38 protein-coding genes are annotated in these 23,719 nt (G+C 45.0%); 32 read left to right on the forward strand and 6 right to left on the reverse strand.

Going from position 1 to position 23,719, the window contains the following annotated elements; translation table 11 throughout:
• The 29 genes from rlmB to rplQ all read left to right on the forward strand — a co-directional run bounded on the left by rlmB (position 1) and on the right by rplQ (position 14,901).
• Positions 1–738 carry a 23S rRNA (guanosine(2251)-2'-O)-methyltransferase RlmB gene (gene rlmB / locus ACXABW_RS01310; RefSeq protein ID WP_252029132.1) on the forward strand — a complete coding sequence of 246 codons (738 nt, stop codon included), beginning with the start codon at positions 1–3 and terminating at the stop codon, positions 736–738.
• Positions 739–1,245: 507 nt separating this feature from the next.
• Positions 1,246–1,557: a 30S ribosomal protein S10 gene (gene rpsJ, locus ACXABW_RS01315; RefSeq protein WP_001181007.1), complete on the forward strand. Its 312-nt coding sequence runs from the start codon at positions 1,246–1,248 to the stop codon at positions 1,555–1,557.
• A gap of 14 nt (positions 1,558–1,571) precedes the next feature.
• A complete protein-coding gene (gene rplC / locus ACXABW_RS01320; RefSeq protein WP_252029134.1) occupies positions 1,572–2,201 on the forward strand; it encodes a 50S ribosomal protein L3 in 630 nt (209 codons plus the stop codon).
• 17 nt (positions 2,202–2,218) lie between these two features.
• Positions 2,219–2,821: a 50S ribosomal protein L4 gene (gene rplD, locus ACXABW_RS01325; RefSeq protein WP_038209089.1), complete on the forward strand. Its 603-nt coding sequence runs from the start codon at positions 2,219–2,221 to the stop codon at positions 2,819–2,821.
• Positions 2,818–3,120, forward strand: a complete 303-nt coding sequence (gene rplW / locus ACXABW_RS01330; RefSeq protein ID WP_004398471.1) for a 50S ribosomal protein L23 — start codon at positions 2,818–2,820, stop codon at positions 3,118–3,120. The genes rplD and rplW overlap by 4 nt, the downstream gene beginning before the upstream one ends.
• Positions 3,121–3,135: 15 nt before the next feature.
• Complete coding sequence (rplB, locus tag ACXABW_RS01335) at positions 3,136–3,960, forward strand: 50S ribosomal protein L2 (RefSeq protein ID WP_252029135.1); 825 nt, start codon at positions 3,136–3,138, stop codon at positions 3,958–3,960.
• A 19-nt stretch (positions 3,961–3,979) separates the two neighbouring features.
• Positions 3,980–4,258 carry a 30S ribosomal protein S19 gene (gene rpsS / locus ACXABW_RS01340; protein WP_005435078.1) on the forward strand — a complete coding sequence of 93 codons (279 nt, stop codon included), beginning with the start codon at positions 3,980–3,982 and terminating at the stop codon, positions 4,256–4,258.
• Positions 4,259–4,268: 10 nt separating this feature from the next.
• Positions 4,269–4,601 (forward strand): 50S ribosomal protein L22, encoded by a 333-nt coding sequence (gene rplV / locus ACXABW_RS01345; RefSeq protein WP_004745877.1) that lies wholly within the window; start codon positions 4,269–4,271, stop codon positions 4,599–4,601.
• Positions 4,602–4,620: 19 nt separating this feature from the next.
• The gene (rpsC, locus tag ACXABW_RS01350; protein WP_021704473.1) at positions 4,621–5,319 is read left to right on the forward strand and encodes a 30S ribosomal protein S3; all 699 of its coding nucleotides are present in this window, start codon (positions 4,621–4,623) and stop codon (positions 5,317–5,319) included.
• Between the two features lie 11 nt (positions 5,320–5,330).
• Positions 5,331–5,741 carry a 50S ribosomal protein L16 gene (rplP, locus tag ACXABW_RS01355; protein WP_006075723.1) on the forward strand — a complete coding sequence of 137 codons (411 nt, stop codon included), beginning with the start codon at positions 5,331–5,333 and terminating at the stop codon, positions 5,739–5,741.
• Positions 5,741–5,932, forward strand: a complete 192-nt coding sequence (gene rpmC, locus ACXABW_RS01360; protein WP_004410456.1) for a 50S ribosomal protein L29 — start codon at positions 5,741–5,743, stop codon at positions 5,930–5,932. The genes rplP and rpmC overlap by 1 nt, the downstream gene beginning before the upstream one ends.
• Positions 5,932–6,186, forward strand: a complete 255-nt coding sequence (gene rpsQ, locus ACXABW_RS01365; RefSeq protein WP_252029137.1) for a 30S ribosomal protein S17 — start codon at positions 5,932–5,934, stop codon at positions 6,184–6,186. Before rpmC ends, rpsQ begins: the two co-directional genes overlap by 1 nt.
• A 161-nt stretch (positions 6,187–6,347) precedes the next feature.
• The gene (rplN, locus tag ACXABW_RS01370) at positions 6,348–6,719 is read left to right on the forward strand and encodes a 50S ribosomal protein L14 (protein ID WP_006075569.1); all 372 of its coding nucleotides are present in this window, start codon (positions 6,348–6,350) and stop codon (positions 6,717–6,719) included.
• Positions 6,720–6,731: 12 nt separating this feature from the next.
• Positions 6,732–7,049 (forward strand): 50S ribosomal protein L24, encoded by a 318-nt coding sequence (gene rplX / locus ACXABW_RS01375; RefSeq protein WP_096994896.1) that lies wholly within the window; start codon positions 6,732–6,734, stop codon positions 7,047–7,049.
• A gap of 23 nt (positions 7,050–7,072) precedes the next feature.
• Entirely contained in the window at positions 7,073–7,612 is a 540-nt protein-coding gene (gene rplE / locus ACXABW_RS01380; RefSeq protein ID WP_239841884.1) for a 50S ribosomal protein L5, read from the forward strand.
• Positions 7,613–7,629: 17 nt separating this feature from the next.
• Entirely contained in the window at positions 7,630–7,935 is a 306-nt protein-coding gene (gene rpsN / locus ACXABW_RS01385) for a 30S ribosomal protein S14 (protein ID WP_038228838.1), read from the forward strand.
• 30 nt (positions 7,936–7,965) lie between these two features.
• The gene (rpsH, locus tag ACXABW_RS01390) at positions 7,966–8,358 is read left to right on the forward strand and encodes a 30S ribosomal protein S8 (protein ID WP_252029139.1); all 393 of its coding nucleotides are present in this window, start codon (positions 7,966–7,968) and stop codon (positions 8,356–8,358) included.
• 12 nt (positions 8,359–8,370) lie between these two features.
• Entirely contained in the window at positions 8,371–8,904 is a 534-nt protein-coding gene (gene rplF / locus ACXABW_RS01395; protein WP_252029141.1) for a 50S ribosomal protein L6, read from the forward strand.
• A 9-nt stretch (positions 8,905–8,913) separates the two neighbouring features.
• Positions 8,914–9,267, forward strand: coding sequence for a 50S ribosomal protein L18 (gene rplR / locus ACXABW_RS01400; protein ID WP_252029143.1), 354 nt, complete (start codon positions 8,914–8,916; stop codon positions 9,265–9,267).
• Between the two features lie 14 nt (positions 9,268–9,281).
• Entirely contained in the window at positions 9,282–9,785 is a 504-nt protein-coding gene (rpsE, locus tag ACXABW_RS01405; protein ID WP_004745894.1) for a 30S ribosomal protein S5, read from the forward strand.
• A gap of 7 nt (positions 9,786–9,792) precedes the next feature.
• On the forward strand, positions 9,793–9,969 hold the full coding sequence (rpmD, locus tag ACXABW_RS01410; RefSeq protein WP_252029144.1) for a 50S ribosomal protein L30: 177 nt from the start codon (positions 9,793–9,795) through the stop codon (positions 9,967–9,969).
• Positions 9,970–9,974: 5 nt separating this feature from the next.
• Positions 9,975–10,409 (forward strand): 50S ribosomal protein L15, encoded by a 435-nt coding sequence (gene rplO / locus ACXABW_RS01415; protein ID WP_457523655.1) that lies wholly within the window; start codon positions 9,975–9,977, stop codon positions 10,407–10,409.
• Positions 10,410–10,429: 20 nt separating this feature from the next.
• Entirely contained in the window at positions 10,430–11,764 is a 1,335-nt protein-coding gene (gene secY / locus ACXABW_RS01420; RefSeq protein ID WP_252029148.1) for a preprotein translocase subunit SecY, read from the forward strand.
• Positions 11,765–11,802: 38 nt separating this feature from the next.
• Positions 11,803–11,916 (forward strand): 50S ribosomal protein L36, encoded by a 114-nt coding sequence (gene rpmJ, locus ACXABW_RS01425; RefSeq protein ID WP_000868186.1) that lies wholly within the window; start codon positions 11,803–11,805, stop codon positions 11,914–11,916.
• Between the two features lie 148 nt (positions 11,917–12,064).
• Positions 12,065–12,421, forward strand: coding sequence for a 30S ribosomal protein S13 (gene rpsM / locus ACXABW_RS01430; RefSeq protein WP_252029150.1), 357 nt, complete (start codon positions 12,065–12,067; stop codon positions 12,419–12,421).
• A gap of 18 nt (positions 12,422–12,439) precedes the next feature.
• Positions 12,440–12,829 carry a 30S ribosomal protein S11 gene (rpsK, locus tag ACXABW_RS01435; protein WP_001118870.1) on the forward strand — a complete coding sequence of 130 codons (390 nt, stop codon included), beginning with the start codon at positions 12,440–12,442 and terminating at the stop codon, positions 12,827–12,829.
• A 27-nt stretch (positions 12,830–12,856) separates the two neighbouring features.
• Complete coding sequence (gene rpsD, locus ACXABW_RS01440) at positions 12,857–13,477, forward strand: 30S ribosomal protein S4 (protein WP_252029152.1); 621 nt, start codon at positions 12,857–12,859, stop codon at positions 13,475–13,477.
• A gap of 24 nt (positions 13,478–13,501) precedes the next feature.
• Positions 13,502–14,494 (forward strand): DNA-directed RNA polymerase subunit alpha, encoded by a 993-nt coding sequence (locus tag ACXABW_RS01445; RefSeq protein ID WP_252029154.1) that lies wholly within the window; start codon positions 13,502–13,504, stop codon positions 14,492–14,494.
• A 26-nt stretch (positions 14,495–14,520) separates the two neighbouring features.
• Positions 14,521–14,901 carry a 50S ribosomal protein L17 gene (gene rplQ, locus ACXABW_RS01450; protein WP_005383141.1) on the forward strand — a complete coding sequence of 127 codons (381 nt, stop codon included), beginning with the start codon at positions 14,521–14,523 and terminating at the stop codon, positions 14,899–14,901.
• A gap of 81 nt (positions 14,902–14,982) precedes the next feature.
• Here rplQ and ACXABW_RS01455 read toward each other — a convergent pair whose 3' ends face one another.
• On the reverse strand, positions 14,983–15,456 hold the full coding sequence (locus ACXABW_RS01455) for a DUF2780 domain-containing protein (RefSeq protein ID WP_457523657.1): 474 nt from the start codon (positions 15,454–15,456) through the stop codon (positions 14,983–14,985).
• 93 nt (positions 15,457–15,549) lie between these two features.
• Positions 15,550–16,170: an FKBP-type peptidyl-prolyl cis-trans isomerase gene (locus ACXABW_RS01460; protein WP_252029158.1), complete on the reverse strand. Its 621-nt coding sequence runs from the start codon at positions 16,168–16,170 to the stop codon at positions 15,550–15,552.
• Between the two features lie 235 nt (positions 16,171–16,405).
• Between ACXABW_RS01460 and ACXABW_RS01465 the strand changes: the two genes are divergently transcribed.
• Positions 16,406–16,966 (forward strand): LysM-like peptidoglycan-binding domain-containing protein, encoded by a 561-nt coding sequence (locus ACXABW_RS01465; protein ID WP_457523659.1) that lies wholly within the window; start codon positions 16,406–16,408, stop codon positions 16,964–16,966.
• Here ACXABW_RS01465 and ACXABW_RS01470 read toward each other — a convergent pair.
• From ACXABW_RS01470 to cpdB, 4 genes are all read right to left on the reverse strand, one after another.
• Positions 16,916–17,818: a DMT family transporter gene (locus ACXABW_RS01470; RefSeq protein WP_457523661.1), complete on the reverse strand. Its 903-nt coding sequence runs from the start codon at positions 17,816–17,818 to the stop codon at positions 16,916–16,918. The two genes, ACXABW_RS01465 and ACXABW_RS01470, sit on opposite strands and share 51 nt — an antisense overlap.
• Positions 17,819–17,820: 2 nt before the next feature.
• Positions 17,821–18,273 (reverse strand): GNAT family N-acetyltransferase, encoded by a 453-nt coding sequence (locus ACXABW_RS01475; protein WP_252029164.1) that lies wholly within the window; start codon positions 18,271–18,273, stop codon positions 17,821–17,823.
• Positions 18,274–18,343: 70 nt separating this feature from the next.
• Positions 18,344–18,907, reverse strand: a complete 564-nt coding sequence (locus tag ACXABW_RS01480) for a Crp/Fnr family transcriptional regulator (RefSeq protein ID WP_265688017.1) — start codon at positions 18,905–18,907, stop codon at positions 18,344–18,346.
• Positions 18,908–18,968: 61 nt separating this feature from the next.
• On the reverse strand, positions 18,969–20,948 hold the full coding sequence (cpdB, locus tag ACXABW_RS01485) for a 2',3'-cyclic-nucleotide 2'-phosphodiesterase (protein ID WP_457523663.1): 1,980 nt from the start codon (positions 20,946–20,948) through the stop codon (positions 18,969–18,971).
• A gap of 418 nt (positions 20,949–21,366) precedes the next feature.
• Here cpdB and cysD point away from each other — a divergent pair, with 418 nt between their 5' ends.
• Entirely contained in the window at positions 21,367–22,275 is a 909-nt protein-coding gene (cysD, locus tag ACXABW_RS01490; protein WP_252029170.1) for a sulfate adenylyltransferase subunit CysD, read from the forward strand.
• Positions 22,276–22,291: 16 nt separating this feature from the next.
• The gene (gene cysN / locus ACXABW_RS01495; RefSeq protein ID WP_252029172.1) at positions 22,292–23,719 is read left to right on the forward strand and encodes a sulfate adenylyltransferase subunit CysN; all 1,428 of its coding nucleotides are present in this window, start codon (positions 22,292–22,294) and stop codon (positions 23,717–23,719) included.

Below are 23,719 nucleotides of genomic sequence, written 5' to 3' on the forward strand. Positions count from 1 at the left end.
ATGAGTAACGAATTTATCTACGGAATTCACGCAGTGAAAGCCGTATTGGAAAAAGATCCAGCGCGTTTTATTGAAGCGTTCGTATTGAAAGGTCGTCAAGATGACCGACTTCTACCTCTGCTGAATGAACTGCAAGTGTGTGGTGTCTCTATTCAGCAAATGGGGCGTAAAGCGTTAGATGATAAAGCTCGAGGGGCAAACCACCAAGGTATCATTGCCAAAGTTAAGCCTGCAAAGCAGCTTAATGAAAATGACCTTGATGGCATTTTGGCTCAACACGAGCAGCCGCTCTTATTGGTACTTGATGGCGTTACCGACCCGCACAATTTAGGCGCGTGCTTACGTAATGCTGATGCAGCGGGTGTTGCTGCAGTAATTGTGCCTAAGGATAAATCAGCTCCTCTTACGGCAACGGTGAGCAAAGTAGCCTGTGGTGCAGCTGAAACAGTACCTTTGGTCCGTGTGACCAACCTAGCGCGCACAATGAGAGCGTTGCAAGAGCAGGGGATCTGGTTTGTTGGAACGGCTGGTGAAGCCACCCACGATATTTACCAAGCAAAGCTAACTGGTCCATTGGCTATCGTAATGGGAGCTGAAGGAGACGGAATGCGTCGACTCACTCGCGAAACTTGTGATGATTTAATCAAGATCCCAATGGCTGGTAGCGTGTCGAGTTTAAACGTATCGGTTGCCTCTGGTGTTTGCCTTTTTGAAGCAGTTCGCCAACGTTTAGCTTAATCAGCTCCTTCAATCAAAAGCGCAGATTGCTCAGGCAGTCTGCGCTTTATTGTTTTCAGTCGACCACAGGTTAGAAACCTAAATCCTGCCTTATTCTGAAGTGCCACTTTGAAATCCCAATAGAGCAAGGCTAACAATAACCAAGTTTTCCTGCCCCGTTTATTTTTCAAACAACCCTTGCATGTAAAACTGTGATCTGTATAATGCAGCGCACTGGTTAAGCCAGTTGTGAACCAATGAGCATCGAGGAGCTGATAATTCTTAGGATTTATCAGGTAATGTAAACTCAGCTTATGTTCGCGGTTAATACAATTAGCTACTTATTCTCACGAATAACTGCACCGAAGGTGACTTTGGCTTCAGGGGTAGTTTAATCGAAAATTAACTGACAATGCGTCCTAATCTTGGATGCTACGGTTTCACATAAATCAATCGGCATTCTCTCGTCTTGACGAGTTTGAGTGGCGATATTGTTTGTGTAATTTTTAATTATTGGAGCTCTGTCTCATGCAGAACCAACGTATTCGTATCCGCCTAAAAGCTTTCGATTACAAACTAATCGACGCTTCTACTGCGGAAATCGTTGAAACAGCAAAGCGTACCGGCGCACAGGTTCGTGGTCCAATTCCACTGCCTACTCGTAAAGAGCGTTTCACTGTTCTTATCTCTCCACACGTCAACAAAGATGCACGTGACCAGTACGAAATTCGTACTCACAAGCGTTTGATCGACATCGTTGAGCCAACAGACAAAACTGTTGACGCTCTAATGCGTCTAGATCTTGCTGCTGGCGTTGATGTACAAATCAGCCTAGGTTAAGGGAGATTAGAAGAATGATTGGTCTAGTCGGACGTAAAGTGGGTATGACCCGCGTATTTACTGAAGAAGGCGTTTCTATCCCAGTAACTGTTGTTGAGGTTGAAGCGAACCGTGTATCTCAAGTTAAAACTCTTGAGAACGATGGCTACGCAGCAATCCAGGTAACTGCTGGTGCTAAGAAAGCTAACCGTGTATCTAAGCCAGAAGCTGGTCACTTTGCGAAAGCAGGTGTAGAAGCTGGTCGCGGTCTTTGGGAATTCCGTTTAGAAAACGGCGAAGAGTTTGAAGTTGGCGCTGAGCTAAACGTAGAACTTTTCAACGAAGTTAAAAAAGTAGACGTTACTGGTACATCTAAAGGTAAAGGCTTCCAAGGCGCTGTTAAGCGTTGGAACTTCTCTACTCAAGATATGACTCACGGTAACTCTTTGTCTCACCGTGCACCGGGTTCAATTGGCCAATGTCAAACTCCAGGTCGCGTGTTTAAAGGCAAGAAAATGGCAGGTCACATGGGTGCTGAGCGTGTAACGACTCAAAACCTAGAGATCGTACGTGTTGACGCTGAGCGCAATCTGCTTCTTATTAAAGGTGCAGTCCCAGGCGCAACTGGCGGTAACGTGATCGTTAAACCAGCTGTTAAAGCATAACGTCTCAGGAGTAAGTAATGGAATTAATGGTTAAAGGTGCTGATGCACTAACTGTTTCCGAAACTACTTTCGGACGTGAGTTTAACGAAGCTCTTGTACACCAAGTAGTTGTTGCGTACGCAGCAGGTGCTCGTCAAGGTACTCGTGCTCAAAAGACACGTTCAGAAGTTTCTGGCGGTGGCGCTAAGCCATGGCGTCAAAAAGGTACTGGCCGTGCGCGTGCTGGTACAATCCGTAGCCCAATCTGGCGTACAGGTGGTGTTACTTTTGCTGCGAAACCACAAGATCACAGCCAAAAAGTTAACAAGAAAATGTACCGTGGTGCTATGAAGAGCATTCTTTCTGAGCTAGTTCGTCAAGAGCGTCTAATCGTTGTTGATAACTTCTCTGTAGAAGCTCCAAAAACTAAAGAGCTAGTAGCTAAGCTTAAAGAGCTTGAGCTAACTGACGCTCTAATCGTGACTAGCGAAGTAGATGAGAATCTATTCCTAGCGGCTCGTAACCTGTACAAAGTTGACGCTCGCGACGTAGCTGGTATTGACCCAGTTTCTCTAATCGCGTTTGACAAGGTTGTAATTACTGCTGAAGCAGTTAAGCAAGTTGAGGAGATGCTAGCATGATCACTGAAGAGCGTATCCTAAAAGTTCTACGTGCACCGCACATCTCTGAAAAAGCAACTATGGCAGCTGAGAAAGCGAACACTATCGTTTTCAAAGTAGCTAAAGATGCAACTAAAAAAGAGATCAAAGCAGCTGTAGAAAAGCTATTTGAAGTTGAAGTTAAGTCTGTAAATACTCTTATCACTAAGGGTAAGACCAAACGTCAAGGTCTACGCCAAGGTCGCCGCAGCGACGTTAAGAAAGCGTACGTTACTTTGAAAGAAGGTCAAGATCTTGACTTCGTTGGCGGCGCGGAATAACAGGAGTAGTTAAAAATGGCTATTGTTAAATGTAAGCCGACTTCCCCTGGTCGTCGTCACGTCGTTAAAGTTGTTAACGCTGACCTACACAAGGGTAAGCCATACGCACCTCTTCTAGAGAAAAACTCTAAGAACGGTGGTCGTAACAACAACGGTCGTATCACAGTACGTCACATCGGCGGTGGTCACAAGCACCACTACCGTGTAATTGACTTCAAACGTACTAAAGACGGTATCCCAGCGAAAGTTGAGCGTCTAGAATACGATCCAAACCGTAGCGCTAACATCGCTCTAGTTCTGTACGCAGACGGTGAGCGTCGTTACATTATCGCACCTAAAGGTGTTCAAGCAGGTGACCAGATCCAATCTGGTGTTGATGCGCCAATTAAAGCAGGTAACACTCTGCCAATGCGCAACATCCCAGTAGGTTCTACTGTACACTGTGTTGAACTTAAGCCTGGTAAAGGTGCACAGCTAGCTCGTTCGGCTGGTGCTTATGCTCAAATCGTTGCTCGCGACGGTGCATACGTAACTATCCGTCTACGTTCTGGCGAAATGCGCAAAGTACTTTCTGAAGGCCGTGCAACAATCGGTGAAGTTGGTAACTCTGAGCACATGCTACGTGAACTAGGTAAAGCTGGTGCTAACCGCTGGCGCGGTGTTCGTCCAACCGTTCGCGGTGTGGTAATGAACCCAGTAGACCACCCACACGGTGGTGGTGAAGGCCGTACTTCTGGTGGTCGTCACCCAGTTTCTCCTTGGGGTCAGCCAACTAAAGGCTTCAAGACTCGTAAGAACAAGCGCACTGACAAGTACATTGTACGTCGTCGTAACAAATAATCTATAAAGAGGAATCGCCATGCCACGTTCTCTCAAGAAAGGTCCATTTATTGACCTACACTTGCTGAAGAAGGTAGAGAAAGCGGTGGAAAGCGGAGACAAAAAGCCTATTAAGACTTGGTCCCGTCGCTCAATGATCATCCCAACAATGATTGGTTTGACCATCGCTGTCCATAATGGTCGTCAACACGTTCCAGTATTTGTAACTGAAGAAATGATCGGTCACAAACTGGGCGAATTTGCACCAACACGTACTTACCGCGGTCACGCTGCGGATAAGAAAGCTAAGAAGCGTTAAGGAGTAGATGATGGAAGCATTAGCTAAACATAACTTTGCTCGCATTTCGCCTCAGAAAGCTCGCTTAGTTGCAGACCAAATTCGCGGTAAGTCAGTAGACCAAGCACTAGAAATCTTGACGTTCAGCAACAAAAAAGCTGCTGATCTAATCAAGAAAGTTCTTGAGTCAGCTATCGCAAACGCGGAGCACAACGAAGGTGCAGATATCGACGATCTAAATGTCGCTAAAATCTTCGTAGATGAGGGCCCTATCATGAAGCGTATTATGCCTCGTGCTAAAGGCCGTGCGGATCGTATCTTGAAGCGTTCAAGCCACATCACTGTTGTTGTAGCAGATCGCTAAGAGACTAGGAGAGTAAGCAATGGGTCAGAAAGTACATCCAAATGGTATTCGTCTTGGCATCGTTAAGCCTTGGAATGCTACATGGTTTGCTAACACCAAAGATTTCGCTGACAACCTAGACGGCGACTTCAAGGTACGTCAGTTCCTTACTAAGGAACTACAAAAAGCGTCTCTATCACGCATCGTTATCGAGCGTCCTGCTAAGAGCATCCGTGTGACTATTCACACTGCTCGTCCAGGTGTTGTTATCGGTAAGAAAGGTGAAGACGTTGAGAAGCTACGCGCAGCTGTAGCTAAAATTGCAGGTGTACCAGCGCAAATTAACATCGCTGAAGTACGTAAGCCTGAGCTGGACGCACAACTTGTGGGTGACAGCATCGCGTCTCAACTAGAGCGTCGTGTTATGTTCCGTCGTGCTATGAAGCGCGCAGTACAAAACGCAATGCGTCTAGGCGCTAAAGGTATCAAAGTGGAAGTAAGCGGTCGTCTAGGCGGCGCTGAAATCGCACGTTCTGAGTGGTACCGTGAAGGCCGTGTGCCTCTACACACTCTACGTGCTGACATTGATTACGCAACTTCTTCGGCTCACACTCAATACGGTGTGATCGGCATTAAAGTTTGGATCTTCAAAGGTGAGATTCTAGGCGGTATGCCAGCTGCTAACGCAGTAGAGCCAAAAGGCGACAAGCCTAAGAAGCAGCGTAAAGGCCGTAAGTAAGGAGTCGACAGATGCTACAACCTAAACGTACTAAGTTCCGTAAGGTTCAAACTGGTCGTAACCGTGGTCTAGCGAAAGGTACCGACGTAAGCTTCGGTACATTCGGTCTTAAAGCAGTCGGCCGCGGCCGTCTAACTGCTCGTCAGATCGAAGCAGCTCGTCGTGCAATGACACGTCACGTTAAGCGTCAAGGTAAAATCTGGATCCGTGTGTTCCCAGACAAACCAATCACAGAAAAACCGCTAGAAGTTCGTCAAGGTAAGGGTAAAGGTAACGTTGAGTACTGGGTAGCCCAAATCCAACCTGGTAAGGTTATGTACGAAATGGACGGTGTACCTGAAGAATTGGCACGTGAAGCGTTCCGCTTAGCGGCACGTAAACTGCCTTTCAAGACTACATTTGTAACTAAGCAGGTGATGTGATGAAAGCACAAGATCTACGCGAAAAGAGCGTTGAAGAGCTTAACGCTGAGCTATTGAATTTGCTACGCGAACAGTTCAACTTGCGCATGCAAGCTGCAACTGGTCAGCTACAGCAAACTCATACTCTGAAAGCTGTACGCCGTGATATCGCACGTGTGAAAACTGTTTTGACTGAGAAGGCAGGCGCATAATGAGCGAACAAAAACGTACTCAACAAGGTCGTGTTGTTAGCGACAAGATGGACAAGTCTATCGTTGTTTCTATCGAGCGCATGGTTAAACACCCAATTTACGGCAAGTTCGTAAAGCGCACGACTAAAGTACACGCACATGACGAAAACAACGAGTGTGGCCTAGGCGACACAGTTGAGATCGCTGAGTGTCGTCCACTGTCTAAGACTAAGTCTTGGACTTTGGTTAAAGTCCTAGAAAAAGCGAAAATTTAATTTCGGTTTTTCTTCGATAATAAAGCGGCTCCAAATTTTTTTTGGGGCCGCTTGTTTTTTGTCTACCCAATCACAAAAAAGGGTGGTACAATTCGCGTCCCTTTAAAGAGGCAGCCCGACCCGAGAGGGTCTAGTTTTTAATATTTAGCGGAGCACTAACAATGATCCAAATGCAAAGTACACTTGACGCTGCAGATAACTCTGGCGCGCGCAAGGTAATGTGTATTAAGGTTCTGGGTGGCTCACACCGTCGTTACGCACACATCGGCGACATCATCAAAGTTACTGTAAAAGAAGCAATTCCACGCGGTAAAGTTAAAAAAGGTGATGTTCTGAAGGCGGTAGTTGTTCGCACCCGTAAAGGCGTTCGTCGTCCAGACGGTTCTGTCATTCGCTTCGACCGTAATGCTTGTGTATTGTTAAACGACACTACTGAGCAACCAGTCGGCACTCGTATCTTTGGCCCAGTGACTCGTGAACTTCGCAACGCGAAATTCATGAAGATTGTATCACTGGCTCCAGAAGTTCTGTAAGGAGCACGAAAGATGGCAGCTAAAATCCGTCGTAATGACGAAGTAATCGTTCTTGCTGGTAAAGATAAAGGCAAGAAAGGTAAAGTAACTAAGGTTCTAGCAACTGGTAAAGTTATTGTTGAAGGTATCAACCTTGTTAAGAAGCACCAAAAGCCTGTACCGGCTCTAGGTCAACAAGGTGGCATCGTTGAACAAGAAGCAGCTATTGATGCTTCTAACGTTGCAATCTTTAACGCAGCTACTGGTAAAGCTGACCGTATCGGTTTCCGTATCGAAGATGGCAAGAAAGTTCGTTTCTTCAAGTCTAACGGCGAAACCGTTTCTAACTAATAGAAGTAATTTGGAGTTCTACTATGGCGAAACTGCATGATTACTACAAGTCGTCTGTAGTCGCTGAGCTTACCAAAGAGTTCGGCTACACAAGCGTCATGCAAGTCCCTAGGATTGAAAAAATCACCCTAAACATGGGCGTTGGTGAAGCAATCAACGATAAGAAACTGCTAGAAAACGCAGCAGCTGATATGGCAACGATCTCTGGTCAAAAGCCACTTATCACTAAAGCGCGTAAATCTGTTGCAGGTTTCAAAATTCGTGAAGGCTACCCAATTGGTTGTAAAGTAACCTTACGTGGCGAACGTATGTGGGAGTTCCTAGAGCGTTTAATCTCTATTGCTCTTCCACGTGTACGTGATTTCCGTGGTGTTAGCGCGAAGTCTTTTGACGGTCGTGGTAACTACAGCATGGGCGTTCGCGAGCAAATCATCTTCCCGGAAATCGACTACGATAAAGTCGATCGTGTACGCGGTCTTGATATCACTATCACGACGTCAGCTGGTACCGATGCGGAAGGCCGTGCTCTGCTGGCTGCCTTTAACTTCCCATTCCGTAAGTAAGGTGAAGGGTTACTGTTATGGCTAAACAATCAATGAAAGCACGTGAAGTAAAACGTGCAAAGCTAGTTGCTAAGTTTGCTGAAAAGCGCTCAGCACTAAAAGCTATCATCAGCGATGTAAACGCATCTGAAGAAGATCGTTGGAATGCAGTTCTTAAGCTGCAATCTCTTCCACGTGATTCGAGTGCATCACGTCAGCGCAACCGTTGTAACCAAACTGGTCGTCCACACGGTTACCTACGTAAGTTCGGTCTAAGCCGTATCAAAGTTCGCGAAGCTTGCATGAAAGGCGAGATTCCTGGACTTCGTAAGGCTAGCTGGTAATTTGCCACTTAATCATTTGGAGTAAATCTTATGAGCATGCAAGATCCGATTTCGGATATGCTGACCCGCGTTCGTAACGGTCAGGCAGCAAACAAAGTTGCTGTTAAAATGCCTTCTTCAAAGCTTAAAGTTGCAATTGCTGCACTACTAAAAGCTGAAGGTTACATCACTGACTTCGCTGTTGAAGGCGAAGTAAAACCTGAGCTAGAAGTTACACTTAAGTACTTCCAAGCTAAACCAGTAATTGAGCAAATCAAGCGTGTATCACGTCCTGGTCTGCGTGTCTACAAGAACAAAGACTCGCTACCAACTGTGATGGGTGGTCTTGGTATTGCTGTAGTATCCACTTCCAAGGGTCTGATGTCTGACCGTGCTGCTCGCAAAGCAGGTCTTGGTGGTGAAATCATCTGCTACGTAGCGTAATAGGAGTAGAATATGTCTCGTGTTGCTAAAGCACCTGTCGCTATTCCAGCTGGCGTAGAGGTGAAACTAAACGGCCAAGAAATTACTGTTAAAGGCGCTAAGGGCGAACTATCTCGCACTCTTAACGATGCAGTAGTGATTGCACAGGAAGAAAACAACCTTACTTTCGGTCCAAAAGAAGGTGCTGCTAACGCTTGGGCACAAGCAGGTACTGCTCGTGCACTAGTTAACAACATGGTTGTTGGTGTTACTGAAGGCTTTACTAAGAAGCTAACTCTTAAAGGTGTTGGTTACCGTGCTGCTATGAAAGGCAACGCTGTAGGTCTAACACTTGGCTTCTCACACCCAGTAGAGCACGCTCTACCTGAAGGTGTTAAAGCAGAATGCCCTAGCCAAACTGAGATCGTTATTACTGGTTGTGATAAGCAACTAGTTGGTCAAGTTGCGGCTGACATTCGTTCTTACCGTGAGCCTGAGCCTTATAAAGGTAAAGGTGTTCGTTACGCCGATGAAATCGTGCGTACTAAAGAAGCTAAGAAGAAGTAAGGTAACACTATGGATAAGAAAGCATCTCGCATCCGTCGTGCTACACGTGCACGTCGTAAGATTGCAGAACTGGGTGCAACTCGCCTAGTAGTACACCGTACTCCTCGTCACGTGTACGCTCAGGTTATTGCAGCTAACGGCTCTGAGGTTATCGCAGCAGCTTCTACTGTAGAAAAAGCGATCCGTGAGCAAGTTAAGAACACTGGTAACATCGATGCAGCTAAAGCAGTAGGTAAAGCTATCGCTGAGCGCGCTCTTGAAAAAGGCGTTTCTGCTGTTGCATACGATCGTTCTGGTTTCCAATACCACGGTCGAGTAGCGGCGCTAGCAGAATCTGCTCGCGAAGCTGGTCTGAAATTCTAAGGTAGGGTTGGAAGATGGCTAAAGAACAACAAGTTCAAGCGAATGATTTGCAAGAAAAGCTAATCGCAGTTAACCGTGTATCTAAGACGGTTAAAGGTGGTCGAATCATGAGCTTTACTGCACTAACTGTTGTTGGTGACGGTAACGGTCGCGTAGGTTTCGGTTACGGCAAAGCTCGTGAAGTACCTGCAGCGATTCAAAAAGCAATGGAAAAAGCGCGTCGTAACATGACTACTATCGCGCTTAACGAAGGCACTCTTCACCACCCGGTGAAAGGTCGCCACTCGGGCTCTAAAGTTTACATGCAGCCTGCTGCTGAAGGTACTGGTGTTATCGCAGGTGGTGCGATGCGTGCAGTACTAGAAGTTGCTGGTGTACACAACGTACTATCTAAAGCATACGGTTCTACGAACCCTATCAACATCGTTCGTGCAACGATCGATGCACTAGGTAGCATGAAGTCGCCAGAAATGGTTGCTGCTAAACGTGGTCTAACTGTTGAATCTATTTCGGAGTAAGAACACCATGGCAACTATTAAAGTAACTCAAACTAAAAGCTCAATTGGTCGCCTACCTAAGCACAAACTGTGTCTAAAAGGTCTTGGTCTTCGTAAAATCAACCATACAGTAGAACTTGAAGATACACCGTGTGTACGCGGTATGATCAACAAGGTTTACTACATGGTTAAAGTTGAGGAGTAATCAGAATGCGTTTGAATACTCTATCACCGGCTGCGGGTTCTAAGCCTTCTAAGAAGCGTTTAGGTCGTGGTATCGGTTCTGGCCTTGGTAAAACAGGTGGCCGCGGTCACAAAGGTCAAAAGTCACGTTCTGGCGGCTCTGTACGTCCAGGTTTTGAAGGCGGTCAAATGCCTCTGAAACAACGTCTACCAAAATTCGGTTTCACTTCTCGTAAGAGCCTAGTGTCTGCTGAAGTTCGTCTAGCTGAGCTAGTGAAAGTAACTGGTGACGTAGTTGATCTTAACAGCCTTAAAGCTGCTAACATCGTTACTAAGAACATCGAATTTGTAAAAGTTGTTCTTTCTGGCGAACTTAGCAAAGCTGTGACTGTTAAAGGTCTACGCGTGACTAAAGGCGCTAAAGCTGCAATCGAAGCTGCAGGCGGTAAAATCGAGGAATAATCTCGAGGAACGAGGTACAGATGGCTAAGAAACCAGGACAAGATTTTCGTAGTGCTCAGAGCGGCTTAAGTGAACTAAAGTCGCGCTTATTATTCGTAATTGGTGCACTTTTAGTATTCCGAGCGGGCTCTTTTGTGCCGATTCCTGGTATTGACGCAGCTGTACTTGCCGATTTGTTCGAACAGCAAAAAGGTACCATCGTAGAAATGTTTAACATGTTCTCCGGTGGTGCTCTTGAGCGTGCATCTATTTTAGCATTGGGCATCATGCCGTATATTTCGGCTTCGATTGTTGTCCAATTGCTAACTGTAGTTCATCCAGCGTTAGCGGAACTCAAAAAAGAGGGTGAAGCAGGCCGTCGTAAGATAAGCCAATATACACGCTACGGCACGCTTGTACTTGCAACATTCCAAGCTATTGGTATTGCAACAGGCTTACCAAACATGGTCGACAATCTGGTTGTTATCAACCAAACCATGTTTACGCTAATTGCAACCGTAAGTTTAGTAACCGGTACCATGTTCCTAATGTGGTTAGGTGAACAAATTACAGAGCGAGGAATTGGTAATGGTATCTCATTACTAATTTTTGCAGGTATTGTTGCTGGATTGCCTTCTGCAATCGGTCAAACAATCGAGCAAGCGCGTCAAGGTGAATTGCATGTACTTCTTCTATTGCTGATCGGTGTATTAGCTTTTGCTGTAATTTACTTCGTTGTTTTCATGGAGCGTGGTCAACGTCGTATCGTTGTCAACTATGCGAAGCGTCAACAAGGTCGTAAAGTTTTTGCAGCGCAAAGCACTCACTTGCCTCTTAAAATTAATATGGCAGGTGTTATACCAGCGATTTTTGCATCAAGCATTATCCTGTTCCCAGGAACACTGGCTCAGTGGTTTGGTCAGAATGGTGAGAGCAGCGCGTTCGGTTGGTTAACTGACGTGTCTTTGGCTCTTAGCCCAGGTCAGCCTCTGTATGTAATGTTGTATGCAGCAGCAATTATTTTCTTCTGTTTCTTCTACACGGCGTTAGTATTTAACCCGCGTGAAACAGCAGATAACTTGAAGAAGTCCGGTGCATTCGTACCCGGTATCCGCCCAGGTGAGCAGACAGCGAAATATATCGATAAAGTAATGACACGTTTAACCTTAGCTGGTGCACTGTACATTACCTTTATCTGTCTGATTCCCGAGTTCATGATGGTCGCGTGGAACGTACGTTTCTACTTCGGCGGTACATCACTACTTATCGTAGTAGTTGTTATCATGGACTTTATGGCACAGGTACAGACTCATCTGATGTCACAACAGTATGATTCTGTGTTGAAAAAAGCGAATCTGAAAGGGTACGGCCGTTAATCCGGCGGTAGTCTCAGATTTCATTACGGAGTTTAGCAATGAAAGTTCGTGCTTCCGTTAAAAAAATCTGCCGTAACTGTAAAGTTATCAAGCGTAACGGTGTCGTTCGCGTGATTTGCAGTGAGCCAAAGCACAAGCAACGCCAAGGCTAATTAGCAGAAATTTTTACTTGAAATATAAGGTAGTGTCGAGTATATTCCTCGGCCTACCTTTTGCGTGCAAAAGAAGTAGTATCCCACAGCGTATCCATCACGGGCTTTGCTGTGGTTAATTCTTTTATGAAACACTTAGGAGTGAATAATGGCCCGTATAGCAGGCATTAACATTCCTGATCAAAAACATGCTGTAATCGCACTAACTGCGATCTACGGTATCGGTAAAACTCGCTCTCAAGCTATTCTAGCTGACGTGGGTATTGCTGAAGATGTTAAGATCAGTGAACTATCTGATGAGCAGATCGATCAACTGCGTGATGGTGTAGCTAAATACACTGTAGAAGGTGATCTACGTCGTGAAGTATCAATGAACATCAAGCGTCTTATGGACCTTGGTTGTTACCGTGGTCTTCGTCATCGTCGCAGTCTACCACTACGTGGACAGCGTACTAAAACCAATGCTCGCACCCGTAAGGGTCCGCGTAAGCCGATCAAGAAATAATCGGGAAGGTAGAGTACAATGGCTAAACAACCAACTCGCGCGCGTAAACGCGTTCGCAAACAAGTTGCAGACGGTGTTGCGCACATCCATGCTTCTTTCAATAACACAATCGTAACTATTACTGACCGTCAAGGTAACGCTCTAGCATGGGCTACTGCAGGTGGTTCAGGCTTCCGTGGTTCTCGTAAGTCTACTCCGTTCGCAGCACAGGTTGCAGCTGAGCGTTGTGCTGAAATGGCTAAAGAATATGGCCTAAAGAACTTGGAAGTTATGGTTAAGGGTCCAGGTCCAGGTCGTGAATCTACTGTTCGCGCACTGAACGCTGCTGGTTTCCGCATCACAAACATCGTTGATGCTACACCAATCCCTCATAACGGTTGTCGTCCACCTAAGAAACGTCGCGTATAACGTTTTTTAGATTACTGGAGAAAGATCATGGCAAGATATTTGGGTCCTAAGCTGAAGCTTAGCCGTCGCGAAGGTACTGACTTATTCCTTAAGTCTGGTGTACGCGCGATCGATACCAAGTGTAAAATTGATAACGCACCAGGTGTACACGGCGCTCGTCGCGGTCGTCTATCTGAGTATGGCGTTCAGCTTCGTGAGAAGCAAAAAGTTCGTCGTATCTACGGCGTTCTAGAAAAACAATTCCGTAACTACTACAAAGAAGCTGCGCGTCTTAAAGGCAACACGGGTGAAAACCTACTTCAGCTTCTTGAAGGTCGTCTTGATAACGTAGTTTACCGCATGGGCTTTGGCGCAACTCGCGCAGAAGCACGCCAACTAGTTAGCCACAAAGCTATCCTAGTTAACGGTAACGTTGTAAACGTTCCTTCTTTCAAAGTTTCGGCTAATGACGTTGTTTCAATTCGCGAGAAAGCTAAAAAGCAAGCTCGTGTTAAAGCGGCTCTAGAAGTTGCTGAACAACGTGAAAAACCAACTTGGATTGAAGTAGATGGTGGCAAAATGGAAGGTACATTCAAGCGTATGCCTGAGCGTTCTGACCTGTCAGCTGACATCAACGAACAATTGATCGTCGAGCTTTACTCTAAGTAAGGTTTAAACTAAAGAGAGGACACAATGCAGGGTTCTGTAACAGAATTTCTTAAGCCACGTCTTGTTGACATCGAACAGATCAACACGACACACGCAAAAGTAACTCTTGAGCCGTTAGAGCGTGGTTTCGGTCATACTCTGGGTAATGCACTTCGCCGTATTCTTCTATCTTCTATGCCAGGTTGTGCTGTAACAGAAGTGGAAATTGAAGGCGTACTACACGAATACAGCACTAAAGAAGGTGTACAAGAGGATATCCTTGAGATTCTTCTTAACCTGAAAGGTCTTGCTGTTCGCGTTGCCGAAGGCAAAGATGAAGTGTTTATTACGCTGAACAAATCAGGCTCAGGCCCTGTGGTTGCAGGTGACATCACCCATGACGGTGATGTAGAGATCGTAAACCCGGAACACGTAATCTGTCACCTAACTGATGACAGTGCTGAGATCGCAATGCGTATTAAAGTAGAACGTGGACGTGGTTATGTTCCAGCTTCTGCTCGTATCCATACTGAAGAAGATGAGCGTCCAATCGGTCGTCTACTTGTTGATGCAACTTACAGCCCAGTAGACAAAATTGCCTACTCTGTAGAGGCAGCACGTGTAGAACAGCGTACTGATTTAGACAAGCTTGTTATCGATATGGAAACGAACGGTACTCTTGAACCTGAGGAAGCTATCCGTCGTGCAGCTACTATCCTAGCTGAACAATTGGATGCATTCGTAGATCTTCGTGATGTACGTGTTCCTGAGGAGAAGGAAGAGAAGCCAGAATTCGATCCGATCCTACTGCGTCCTGTAGACGATCTTGAACTAACAGTTCGCTCTGCTAACTGTTTGAAAGCAGAAGCGATTCACTACATCGGTGATCTTGTACAGCGCACTGAGGTTGAGCTACTTAAAACGCCAAACCTTGGTAAAAAATCTCTTACTGAGATTAAAGACGTACTTGCATCACGTGGTCTTTCTCTGGGCATGCGCCTAGAAAATTGGCCACCAGCGTCTATCGCTGAAGATTAATCGATACTAGTTAGAAGGATTAGGTCATGCGCCATCGTAAGAGTGGTCGTCAACTCAACCGCAACAGCTCACATCGTAAAGCGATGTTTAGCAACATGGCTAGCTCTCTAGTACGTCATGAAGTTATCAAGACTACTTTGCCAAAAGCAAAAGAGCTACGTCGCGTAGTTGAGCCTTTGATTACATTAGCTAAGACTGATAGTGTTGCTAACCGTCGTCTAGCATTTGCACGCACTCGTGATAACGAAGTAGTTGCAAAACTATTCAACGAACTAGGTCCACGTTTTGCTGCTCGTCAGGGCGGTTACACTCGTATCCTAAAAGCTGGCTTCCGTGCCGGTGATAAAGCTCCAATGGCTTACATTGAGCTTGTTGATCGCCCAGCTGCTGAAGAAGCTGCTGAGTAATCAGTTCGTTAGAACAAAAAAAGGCCGAGCGAAAGCTCGGCTTTTTTTGTATCTGTTGAAATCTCAACATTACCAGTTAAATTACTCCGACCATAGCTTCTCTAAGGAGGTTAGCAGTCCACTACTCGCACCTTGCTCGGTTAAGTAACCTAAGATCACGGGTGTAAACTGGCTGATCATTGATGGATCCAGTCCAACACTTTCAAATGCCTTTTTAACTGCTGGCATGTCTTGTAGTCCACTAGCTAGGGTTGACACTTGATTGAACTCAGCCAACCCCGGAATGAGAGATGTTAGCTCTTTATTTTGCCCTGAGGAAAGTTGGCTTTGTGCTAAAGATAATAAGGCGCTTCCTCCAGTCATTGCTTGCTGTTTTGATACGGGAAGTTGCTCAGTTAACTGGTCAGCTATTGGTGTTGATTCTGCACTCATTCCTTTTGCTACCATATCCATCAAGCCTTGCTGCTCTTCTTTATCTGTCAGGCTGTCTAGGAAGGCATATGTTGGTGTAGAGGTGAGACCAATAGTGGCGACGAGAACTAAGTAGTTTTTCATACTTTTTCCTTGTTGTTTAACTCTTCCATATAGTTTAGATAAAAAAAGCAGCGCGATGCGCTGCTTTTTAAACAATCGTAACAATGAGATTGCTTACAGGATTGCTAGTAGTTCTACTTCGAATACTAGAGCTGCAAAAGGAGGAATAGCAGCACCTGCACCGCGCTCACCGTATGCTAGGTCTTGTGGGATGTATAGCTTCCACTTAGAACCAACTGGCATTAGTTGAAGCGCTTCAACCCAACCTTTAATTACGCCCGTTACTGGGAATTCAGCTGGTTGACCGCGAGATACTGAGCTATCGAATACAGTACCGTCTGTTAGTTCGCCGTGGTAATGAACTCGAACTTGCTTGTCTGAAGTTGGGATTTCACCTGTACCTTCAGTAATGATCTCATATTGTAGACCTGATTCAAGAACAGTAACTTCAGGGCGAAGAGCATTGTCTTTTAGGTACGCTTCACCGTCTGCTGCTGCTGCTTTAGCTGCTTCTTGACGAGCTGATTCTGCACGAGTATGAAGCTCTTGCAGTGCATTGTTGATCTCATCAATTTCGATAGCTGGCATATCACCAGTTAGTGCAGTTGCGATACCTGCTGCGATAGCATCAACGCTTAGGCCTTCTAGACCAGAACCTGCAAGTTGTTGGCCCATTTGCAGACCAATACCGTAGCTTGCTTTTTGCTCTACAGTTTCAAATTTTACTTCAGACATGAAAGTCACTCTTTGTATGATAGACAAGAAAGAGCACAGGATAACAGGTATAGAAAAAGGATGAAACGCCTGCCACAACTGTATAGCGCGATAAGTCTACAGTGTGAGCTCTATCTTACTACGCCGCGAAAATTACAATATTTTACCGACTAATGACCTTGCTAAGCTAAATTCCCTATACTCAGAGCGAGTCTGTTTTTATACTAATCATATTCAAGTTTGGGAACGGATAGTAATGAATCGCCGTAAGAAGAAACAGCAGCAGGTTGATTACGTTGCATTAATTCAGGAAAGAGTTAAGCAGGTAGATTGGAAGAAAGCGAGTTTAGAACTAAAGTCGCTTTGGTTAAGCTTGCCTAAATTGCATCAAAGAGCACTAATGGTATTAGTACCACTTGTGATGATTTTGCTGGTTTTACCCACTCCTAAACCGGAAGTTGAGCCTTCCATCAAGCCGAATCAAAGGGTAGAGATAGACATTAATACCCAAGGTTTGAGTGAACAGAAAAGCCAAGCAACAGTCACTGCCCCAATCGAATCTTGGAGTGAATACACGGTGAAAAGTGGCGATACGCTTGCCCAAGTATTCCGTGCAAATGGTTTGCCAATGGCAGATTTAAACGCTTTGGTAAAAGTTGAGGGTACCGACAAGCCATTAAGTCGAATTAAGAAGGGCCAGTTAGTGCGTTTTAAACTCGCATCTGATGGTAAGCTCGATATTCTTCAGCTAGAGAAAAATAGTGGTTCAGTGATGTTTTTCCGTCTTTCTGATGGAGGGTTTGGACGCAGTAAGTAACGGATGCTTTTCCCTTCTTCTTAACACGCTCTTCCAAGGTAGTAGCGGAGCTATTATCAATGCTATGCCCGCTATGGTGAATCCATCTGGGATCTCGTTAAACCCAATTGCTCCAATAATAGCAACGAACACCAACCCCGAATATTCCGCTAACGCAACTTGGCTAGCCTGTGCCTTTTTGTATGCCAGGACCGCGAGTCCGTTGTAGGTTAGAATCAATACGGCGCTTACCACTATCCATAGTACCTGCGTATTTGTAATTGGTTGCCAGTAAATGTAGGCAAGAGCCGTTGATACTGGCAGAGAACTCAACGTTGTCCAAAATAGTGTAGCTATCATAGGTTGTTCTGAAGGTAGCCTACGCACCAATATATTAAATAGCGCTAAAGTGATTGCGGTACCGAGTGCAAAAATCGCTGCCCAATGAAATTGTGAAGGTCTGAGCACAATTAACACCCCAATAAATCCAATGCAGGTAGAGATTACTTTAGTGACATTTGGTGTTTCTTTGAGTAGCCAAATCGACAGAGGCAGCATGATCAGTGGGGCGGCATAAAAGACAGCGTTAGCAGTAGCCAAAGGTAGATAGGTTATAGCGACCATCATACAGCCGCTGCCGATCATAATCAGTTGTCCTCTAGTCACTGTAGTGATTACGGCGGTTAACTTGCGTTGTCGATGATGAAGCTGTAACCAAAAAGGTAGGATGATCGCGACCGAAGTGAGTTGCCGTATGAATATGTATTGGAAGGGAGATATCCCTCCCTCTAACAATTTTACCGCTACATCAGACAACGACGCCGCTAGATTTCCAACAACCAGTAACATTACCGCAACGGATTGAGGTGACATCGCTAGTCCTTACGAAGCATATCTATATGTGGGATACCGTCTTCCAAGTAAGGTGGTGAGCTTTTTTTAAAACCGTGCGCTTGGTAGAAGTGCTCGAGATGAGCCTGAGCACCTATCTCGATATCTTTATTTGGCCATAATTGTTCGCACTCCAACAGTGCTTTTGCGACGAGTTTGTGGCCTATGCCGTCACCACGTACGTTTTCTTTAGTTGCGATTCTACCTATGCTGATATTGGAGTAACTGACGCCTGCTGGGAGTAGGCGAGCGCATGCGACAATTTCGCCGCTCTGTCGGCCAATTAGGTGATGCACCTCGGTATGGGTATCTTTGTCGTCGAGTTCAGGGTAAGGACAGTTTTGTTCTACAACAAAGACGTTCACTCTAAGTTTAAGTAGTTCGTAGAGTTCATATTGGGATAACTCGGAAAAGCGTTTTAGTTGCCACTCAATCATTGGATAGTACTGGTTGTCTGAAATATTGATAAACTATAGCAATGAGAGGAAAGGGTGGCATTAACATATGTTAAGAGGTTGCCCGGTTTTTTATTCGGCTTAAGCTAATGGCGGTGATCCCCAAATAGGCCGCGATTTGATAGTCATTGAGTCGTTCCAGTAGTTCTGGGTAATGTTGGCAAAACAACTCGTAACGTTCTTCTGGTGTATATAACAACATAAAGCGTTCTTTGTTCTCTTTGTACATAAGCTGCGTTTCGAGCAGTTTTAGATAGATAGGGTGATTGACCTCCCGCCATTGCTGGAAAACCTTTATTGGTAGACAAAGCAGTGAACAAGCCGTTAGCGTTTCTAATAAGTAAGGAGAGGGTTGGTTTTTTATTACGCTTTCAAATCCAATGATCCAGTCGAGTTCCCAGTAAAACTCTTTGCTGAACTCTTTTCCCTTTTCTGTCAGATAGCCTGCATGGCATACACCATCAAGAACGAAGTAAATATGGGACGCGATCTCCCCTTGATTGATTAGGATATGGCGAGTTGGGAGTTCTAACTCTGTCGTCACTTCGCCAATTTGAGTAATTTCGTCTTGAGTAAAACCATGCTTATCAAGTTGCTGAATAAGTCTTAAATCCATCTTTGCTCCTACAAAAAAGCCGCAACATGAGTTGCGGCTTTTTACTTTATATAACTAATGCCTATTTTTGTAGATCAATCTGGTAAACACCAAAGCCAACATCGTCTGTCGCGACACGTTTCATTGGGTACTGACCTTTCTCTTCGATGAACTTCGCAGCTTTTTCACTTGGTGAAGTTTCAAAACGGATATCCAGCTTCTTGTCCGACTTGATAGGAGCGAATGTCCAGTTGTTGTCTGCACTTGGTGTTACTTCACCTTTCTCTTGGCTCACGCGAGAGATGTATGCCGCGATAACTGAACGGTTTTCATCTGGAGAATCGAACGCAACGAACTCAGAACCAGTGCCAGGGAATTTGTTGCTGTATGCACGGTAGTTGTTAGTTGCAATAATGAAGTCTTGATTCATTTCGATAGGCTTACCTTGGTAAGTTAGTCCTACGATACGCTCAGAACCTTCGTTAATAACTTTACAGTTACCATCGTATTTTGCTGGTTGAGTAACATCGATCTGGTAGTTCACGCCATCGATAACATCGAAGTTGTAAGTGCGGAAACCATCCCAGTCGATAAGTTGTTGAGGCGCAGTGCTGTTCACGTCAATTTGCTTGAACTGGCCTGCAGTACACTCTAGCCACTCTTTTACTTCTTTACCTGTTACTTTCATCGCTACTAGCGTATTCGGGTACAAGTAAAGGTCCGCGGCGTTACGGAACGTTAACTGGCCAGATTCAACTTCAGTAAAGTTTGCAGGGTCATTCTTACGGCCGCCTGCTTTAAATGGTGCAGCAGCAGAAAGAACAGGGATATCCGCTAGATCAGGGTCACCTTGGATGAAACGCTCAACGTAATCTTTTTGAGCTAGGTTGACGATTTGCACGGTTGGGTCGTCTTGAACAAGTGCTAGGAAGCTGTACATCACATCGTTCGCTTTACCAATTGGTTGGTTAACGAAGTCACGTGTGCCTTTGTGGTCGGCTTCTAGTGCTTTAACGATACCAGCGTCCGCGTCCGCCAGAGATTTCTTTTCTGTTTTGCTGTAGATCGGGCGAGCTTCAGATTGGCCTTTTTCTACTTCCCACTTACCGTCTTTTTGAACCAGAGTTAGATCCATGATACCAACGTGACTACCCCAACGGCCTGGCATTACAGCCGCTACGCCATTGATTGTGCCGTTTTCGTTGTCGATCCCTTGCATGTTGTCAAAGCCCTTACCAGGGAATACAGCATGCGAGTGACCAAATGCAATGGCATCGATACCTTCAACTTCTGATAGGTAGTAAGTTGAGTTTTCTTCACCTTGCTTGTACGGGTCCATTGAGACACCAGAGTGCGGGATAGCAACAATCACTTCCGCACCTTCTTCCTTCATTTGAGGAATCAGTTCTTCTGCGGTTTCTTTAATGTCACGAGCGGTAACTTTACCCTCAAGGTTCTTCTTATCCCAAATCATGATTTGTGGTGGAACAAAGCCGATGTAACCCACTTTTACTTCATGCTCTACGCCCGCAGTATCTTTAAATGTGTGCGTTTTGATGATGTATGGCTTGAAGTAGTGCTCACCTGTTTTGGCATCAAATACGTTTGCACTGATGTAAGGGAACTCTGCATCATTGATAGATTCAGCTAGGAATTCTAAGCCGTAGTTGAATTCGTGGTTACCAATGTTACCAGCATCATAGTTTAGCTGGTTCATCGCTTTGTACGCCGGGTGAACTTCGCCAGCTTCGATGCCTTTGTCTGCCATGTAGTCACCCATTGGGCTACCTTGCAGCAAGTCACCATTATCAACAAGAACACTGTTGGTTACTTCAGCACGAGCTTCTTTAACCAGTGTTGCAGTACGAGCAAGACCGATCTTTTGGCTTGGCTTGTCTTTGTAGTAATCGTAATCCATTAGGTTGGTATGAATATCTGTTGTTTCAACAACACGTAGTTTGATTACTTCGTCAGTATCTGGAGTAGTCGTACAACCAGATAGCGTCGCTAGGCCAAGACCTGCGATTACTGCGATTGATAAAGGTTTGATTGCCGGTTTCATGGAAAGCTCCAATTTGGAATAGAAGAGATTTGTTGCGTAATGTAACAAATTACTATGCAAACAAATTAATTTGGAGCACGAAAGTGTGAACCCTTTCGGCGTTATAAGGCGAAATTTGGCGCTAAGTATAAGAATTTAGCATTTTTTAATAAATCGGCATTCTGTTTATAAATGCTCTTATTGTTTTAAGTAATAAAAAATGAAATTTTAGAATTTCCGGTAATATATGCAGGTGTCCATAATGCGACTATCTGAAAGTATTAAGTGATGGGCTACAGCAGTGGAGTTGAGAGTCTCAAAAGTTAGATTGGTTCTTATCTAATACTCAAATCAACAATAGTGCTATTGCCTTCTCAATATACTTTCGACCAAAGATTTAGGGACATAAATAAGCCTAAAGGCTTAAAAGGAAACACATATGGATCAACAACGCCTGACTCACTTAAAGCAGCTCGAAGCTGAGAGTATTCATATTATCCGCGAGGTCGCCGCTGAGTTTGATAACCCAGTGATGATGTACTCGATTGGTAAAGACTCTTCAGTGATGCTTCATTTGGCTCGCAAAGCTTTCTACCCAGGGAAAATTCCTTTCCCTCTACTCCATGTCGATACGGATTGGAAATTCCGTGAAATGATCGAATTCCGTGATCGTACCGCTGAAAAGTATGGCTTCGATTTACTTGTTCATAAGAACCCAGAAGGTTTGGCGATGGGGTGTAGCCCATTTGTTCACGGCTCGTCGAAGCATACTGACATCATGAAAACGCAAGGGTTAAAGCAAGCGCTCAATAAATATGGCTTTGACGCAGCTTTCGGTGGTGCTCGTCGTGATGAAGAAAAATCTCGTGCAAAAGAGCGCGTTTACTCCTTCCGTGATAAAAATCATACATGGGATCCTAAGAACCAACGTCCGGAGCTTTGGAAAACGTATAACGGTCAGGTGAATAAAGGGGAGAGTATCCGCGTCTTCCCACTATCTAATTGGACCGAACTTGATATCTGGCAGTACATCTACCTGGAAAATATTGAAATCGTGCCACTTTACCTATCTGACAAAAGACCAGTAGTTGAACGTGATGGCATGCTGATCATGGTGGATGACGATCGTATGGAGCTTCAGCCGGGTGAAGTGATTGAAGAGAAAAGCGTTCGTTTCCGCACATTAGGTTGCTACCCATTAACTGGTGCTATCGAGTCTGAAGCGAATACGTTGACCGGCATTATAGAAGAGATGCTAGTGGCAACATCCAGTGAGCGCCAAGGACGAGCGATCGACCACGATCAGTCAGGATCGATGGAACTTAAAAAACGACAAGGCTACTTCTAAGGATCAAGGAACGATTATGAACAGTGCAGTAGAAGCTCAACTTGCTGAGCTAGGTATTGAAGGTTACCTAAACCAACACCAACATAAATCCCTACTTCGATTCCTTACTTGTGGCTCGGTAGATGATGGTAAAAGTACTTTGATTGGGCGCTTACTCCATGACACACAACAGATTTATGAAGATCAGTTAGCAGCGGTTCATTCTGATAGCCAGCGTGTTGGTACAACTGGCGAAAAACCGGATTTAGCACTATTGGTTGATGGCCTTCAGGCTGAGCGTGAGCAAGGGATTACCATTGATGTTGCTTACCGCTATTTCTCGACTCAAAAACGTAAATTCATCATTGCCGACACTCCAGGGCATGAGCAATACACTCGCAATATGGCTACTGGAGCATCAACTTGTGATTTAGCTGTCATTCTAATTGATGCACGCAAAGGTGTGTTGGATCAGACGCGTCGTCACTCGTTTATCTCCAACTTATTGGGCATTAAACACTTTGTTGTTGCGGTCAATAAAATGGATTTGGTCGATTATTCTCAAGATCGCTTCGAGACGATTCGAGATGAGTACTTAGCGTTTGCTGAAAACCTGCAAGGTGACACAAATATTCAGATTTTGCCGCTATCGGCGCTAGAAGGTGAAAACGTTGCCTCTTCAAGCGCGCAAATGAAGTGGTTTGATGGTCCATCGTTACTTGACCTTCTGGAAGGTGTTGATATTGATGCAACGAAATCATCGGGTGATTTCCGTTTCCCCGTTCAGTATGTCAATCGTCCTAATTTAGATTTTCGTGGCTTTGCTGGAACAATCGCTTCTGGAACAGTAAAAGTTGGTGATGAAATTAAAGCGTTACCTTCAGGCAAAACCTCAAAGATTGAGCGTATTGTGACCTTTGATGGTGACTTAGAAGAAGCGCAAGCAGGTTTAGCCGTTACTCTGACGTTAGAAGATGAAATTGATATTAGCCGTGGCGATCTTATCGTTCTGCAAAATGCGCAGGTGGAATCAAGTAACCATCTTCTCGCAGACATCGTATGGATGACTGAACAGCCTCTACAACCTGGCCGTGAGTACGATATCAAAGTCGCAGGTAAGAAAACGGTAGGGCAGGTTGAAGCGATTCGCCACCAATACGACATTAACCAATTATCTAAGCATGATGCTAATGAATTACCTTTGAACGGGATTGGTTTATGTGAGTGGTCGTTCACCGAATCGGTAGCTCTTGATAACTACCTATCTTGTGCTGACACGGGAGGTTTTATCGTTATCGACCGTCTAACTAATGTGACTGTTGGGGCAGGGTTAGTTCGAGAAAGCTTAACCCATATCGAACGTACGGCGGGAGACTTCTCAGCGTTTGAGTTAGAGCTTAATGCGCTTGTTCGTAAACACTTCCCTCACTGGGAGGCGAAGGACTTAAATCAGCTATTTAAGTAA

The sequence above is a fragment of the Vibrio paucivorans genome, assembly GCF_054053395.1.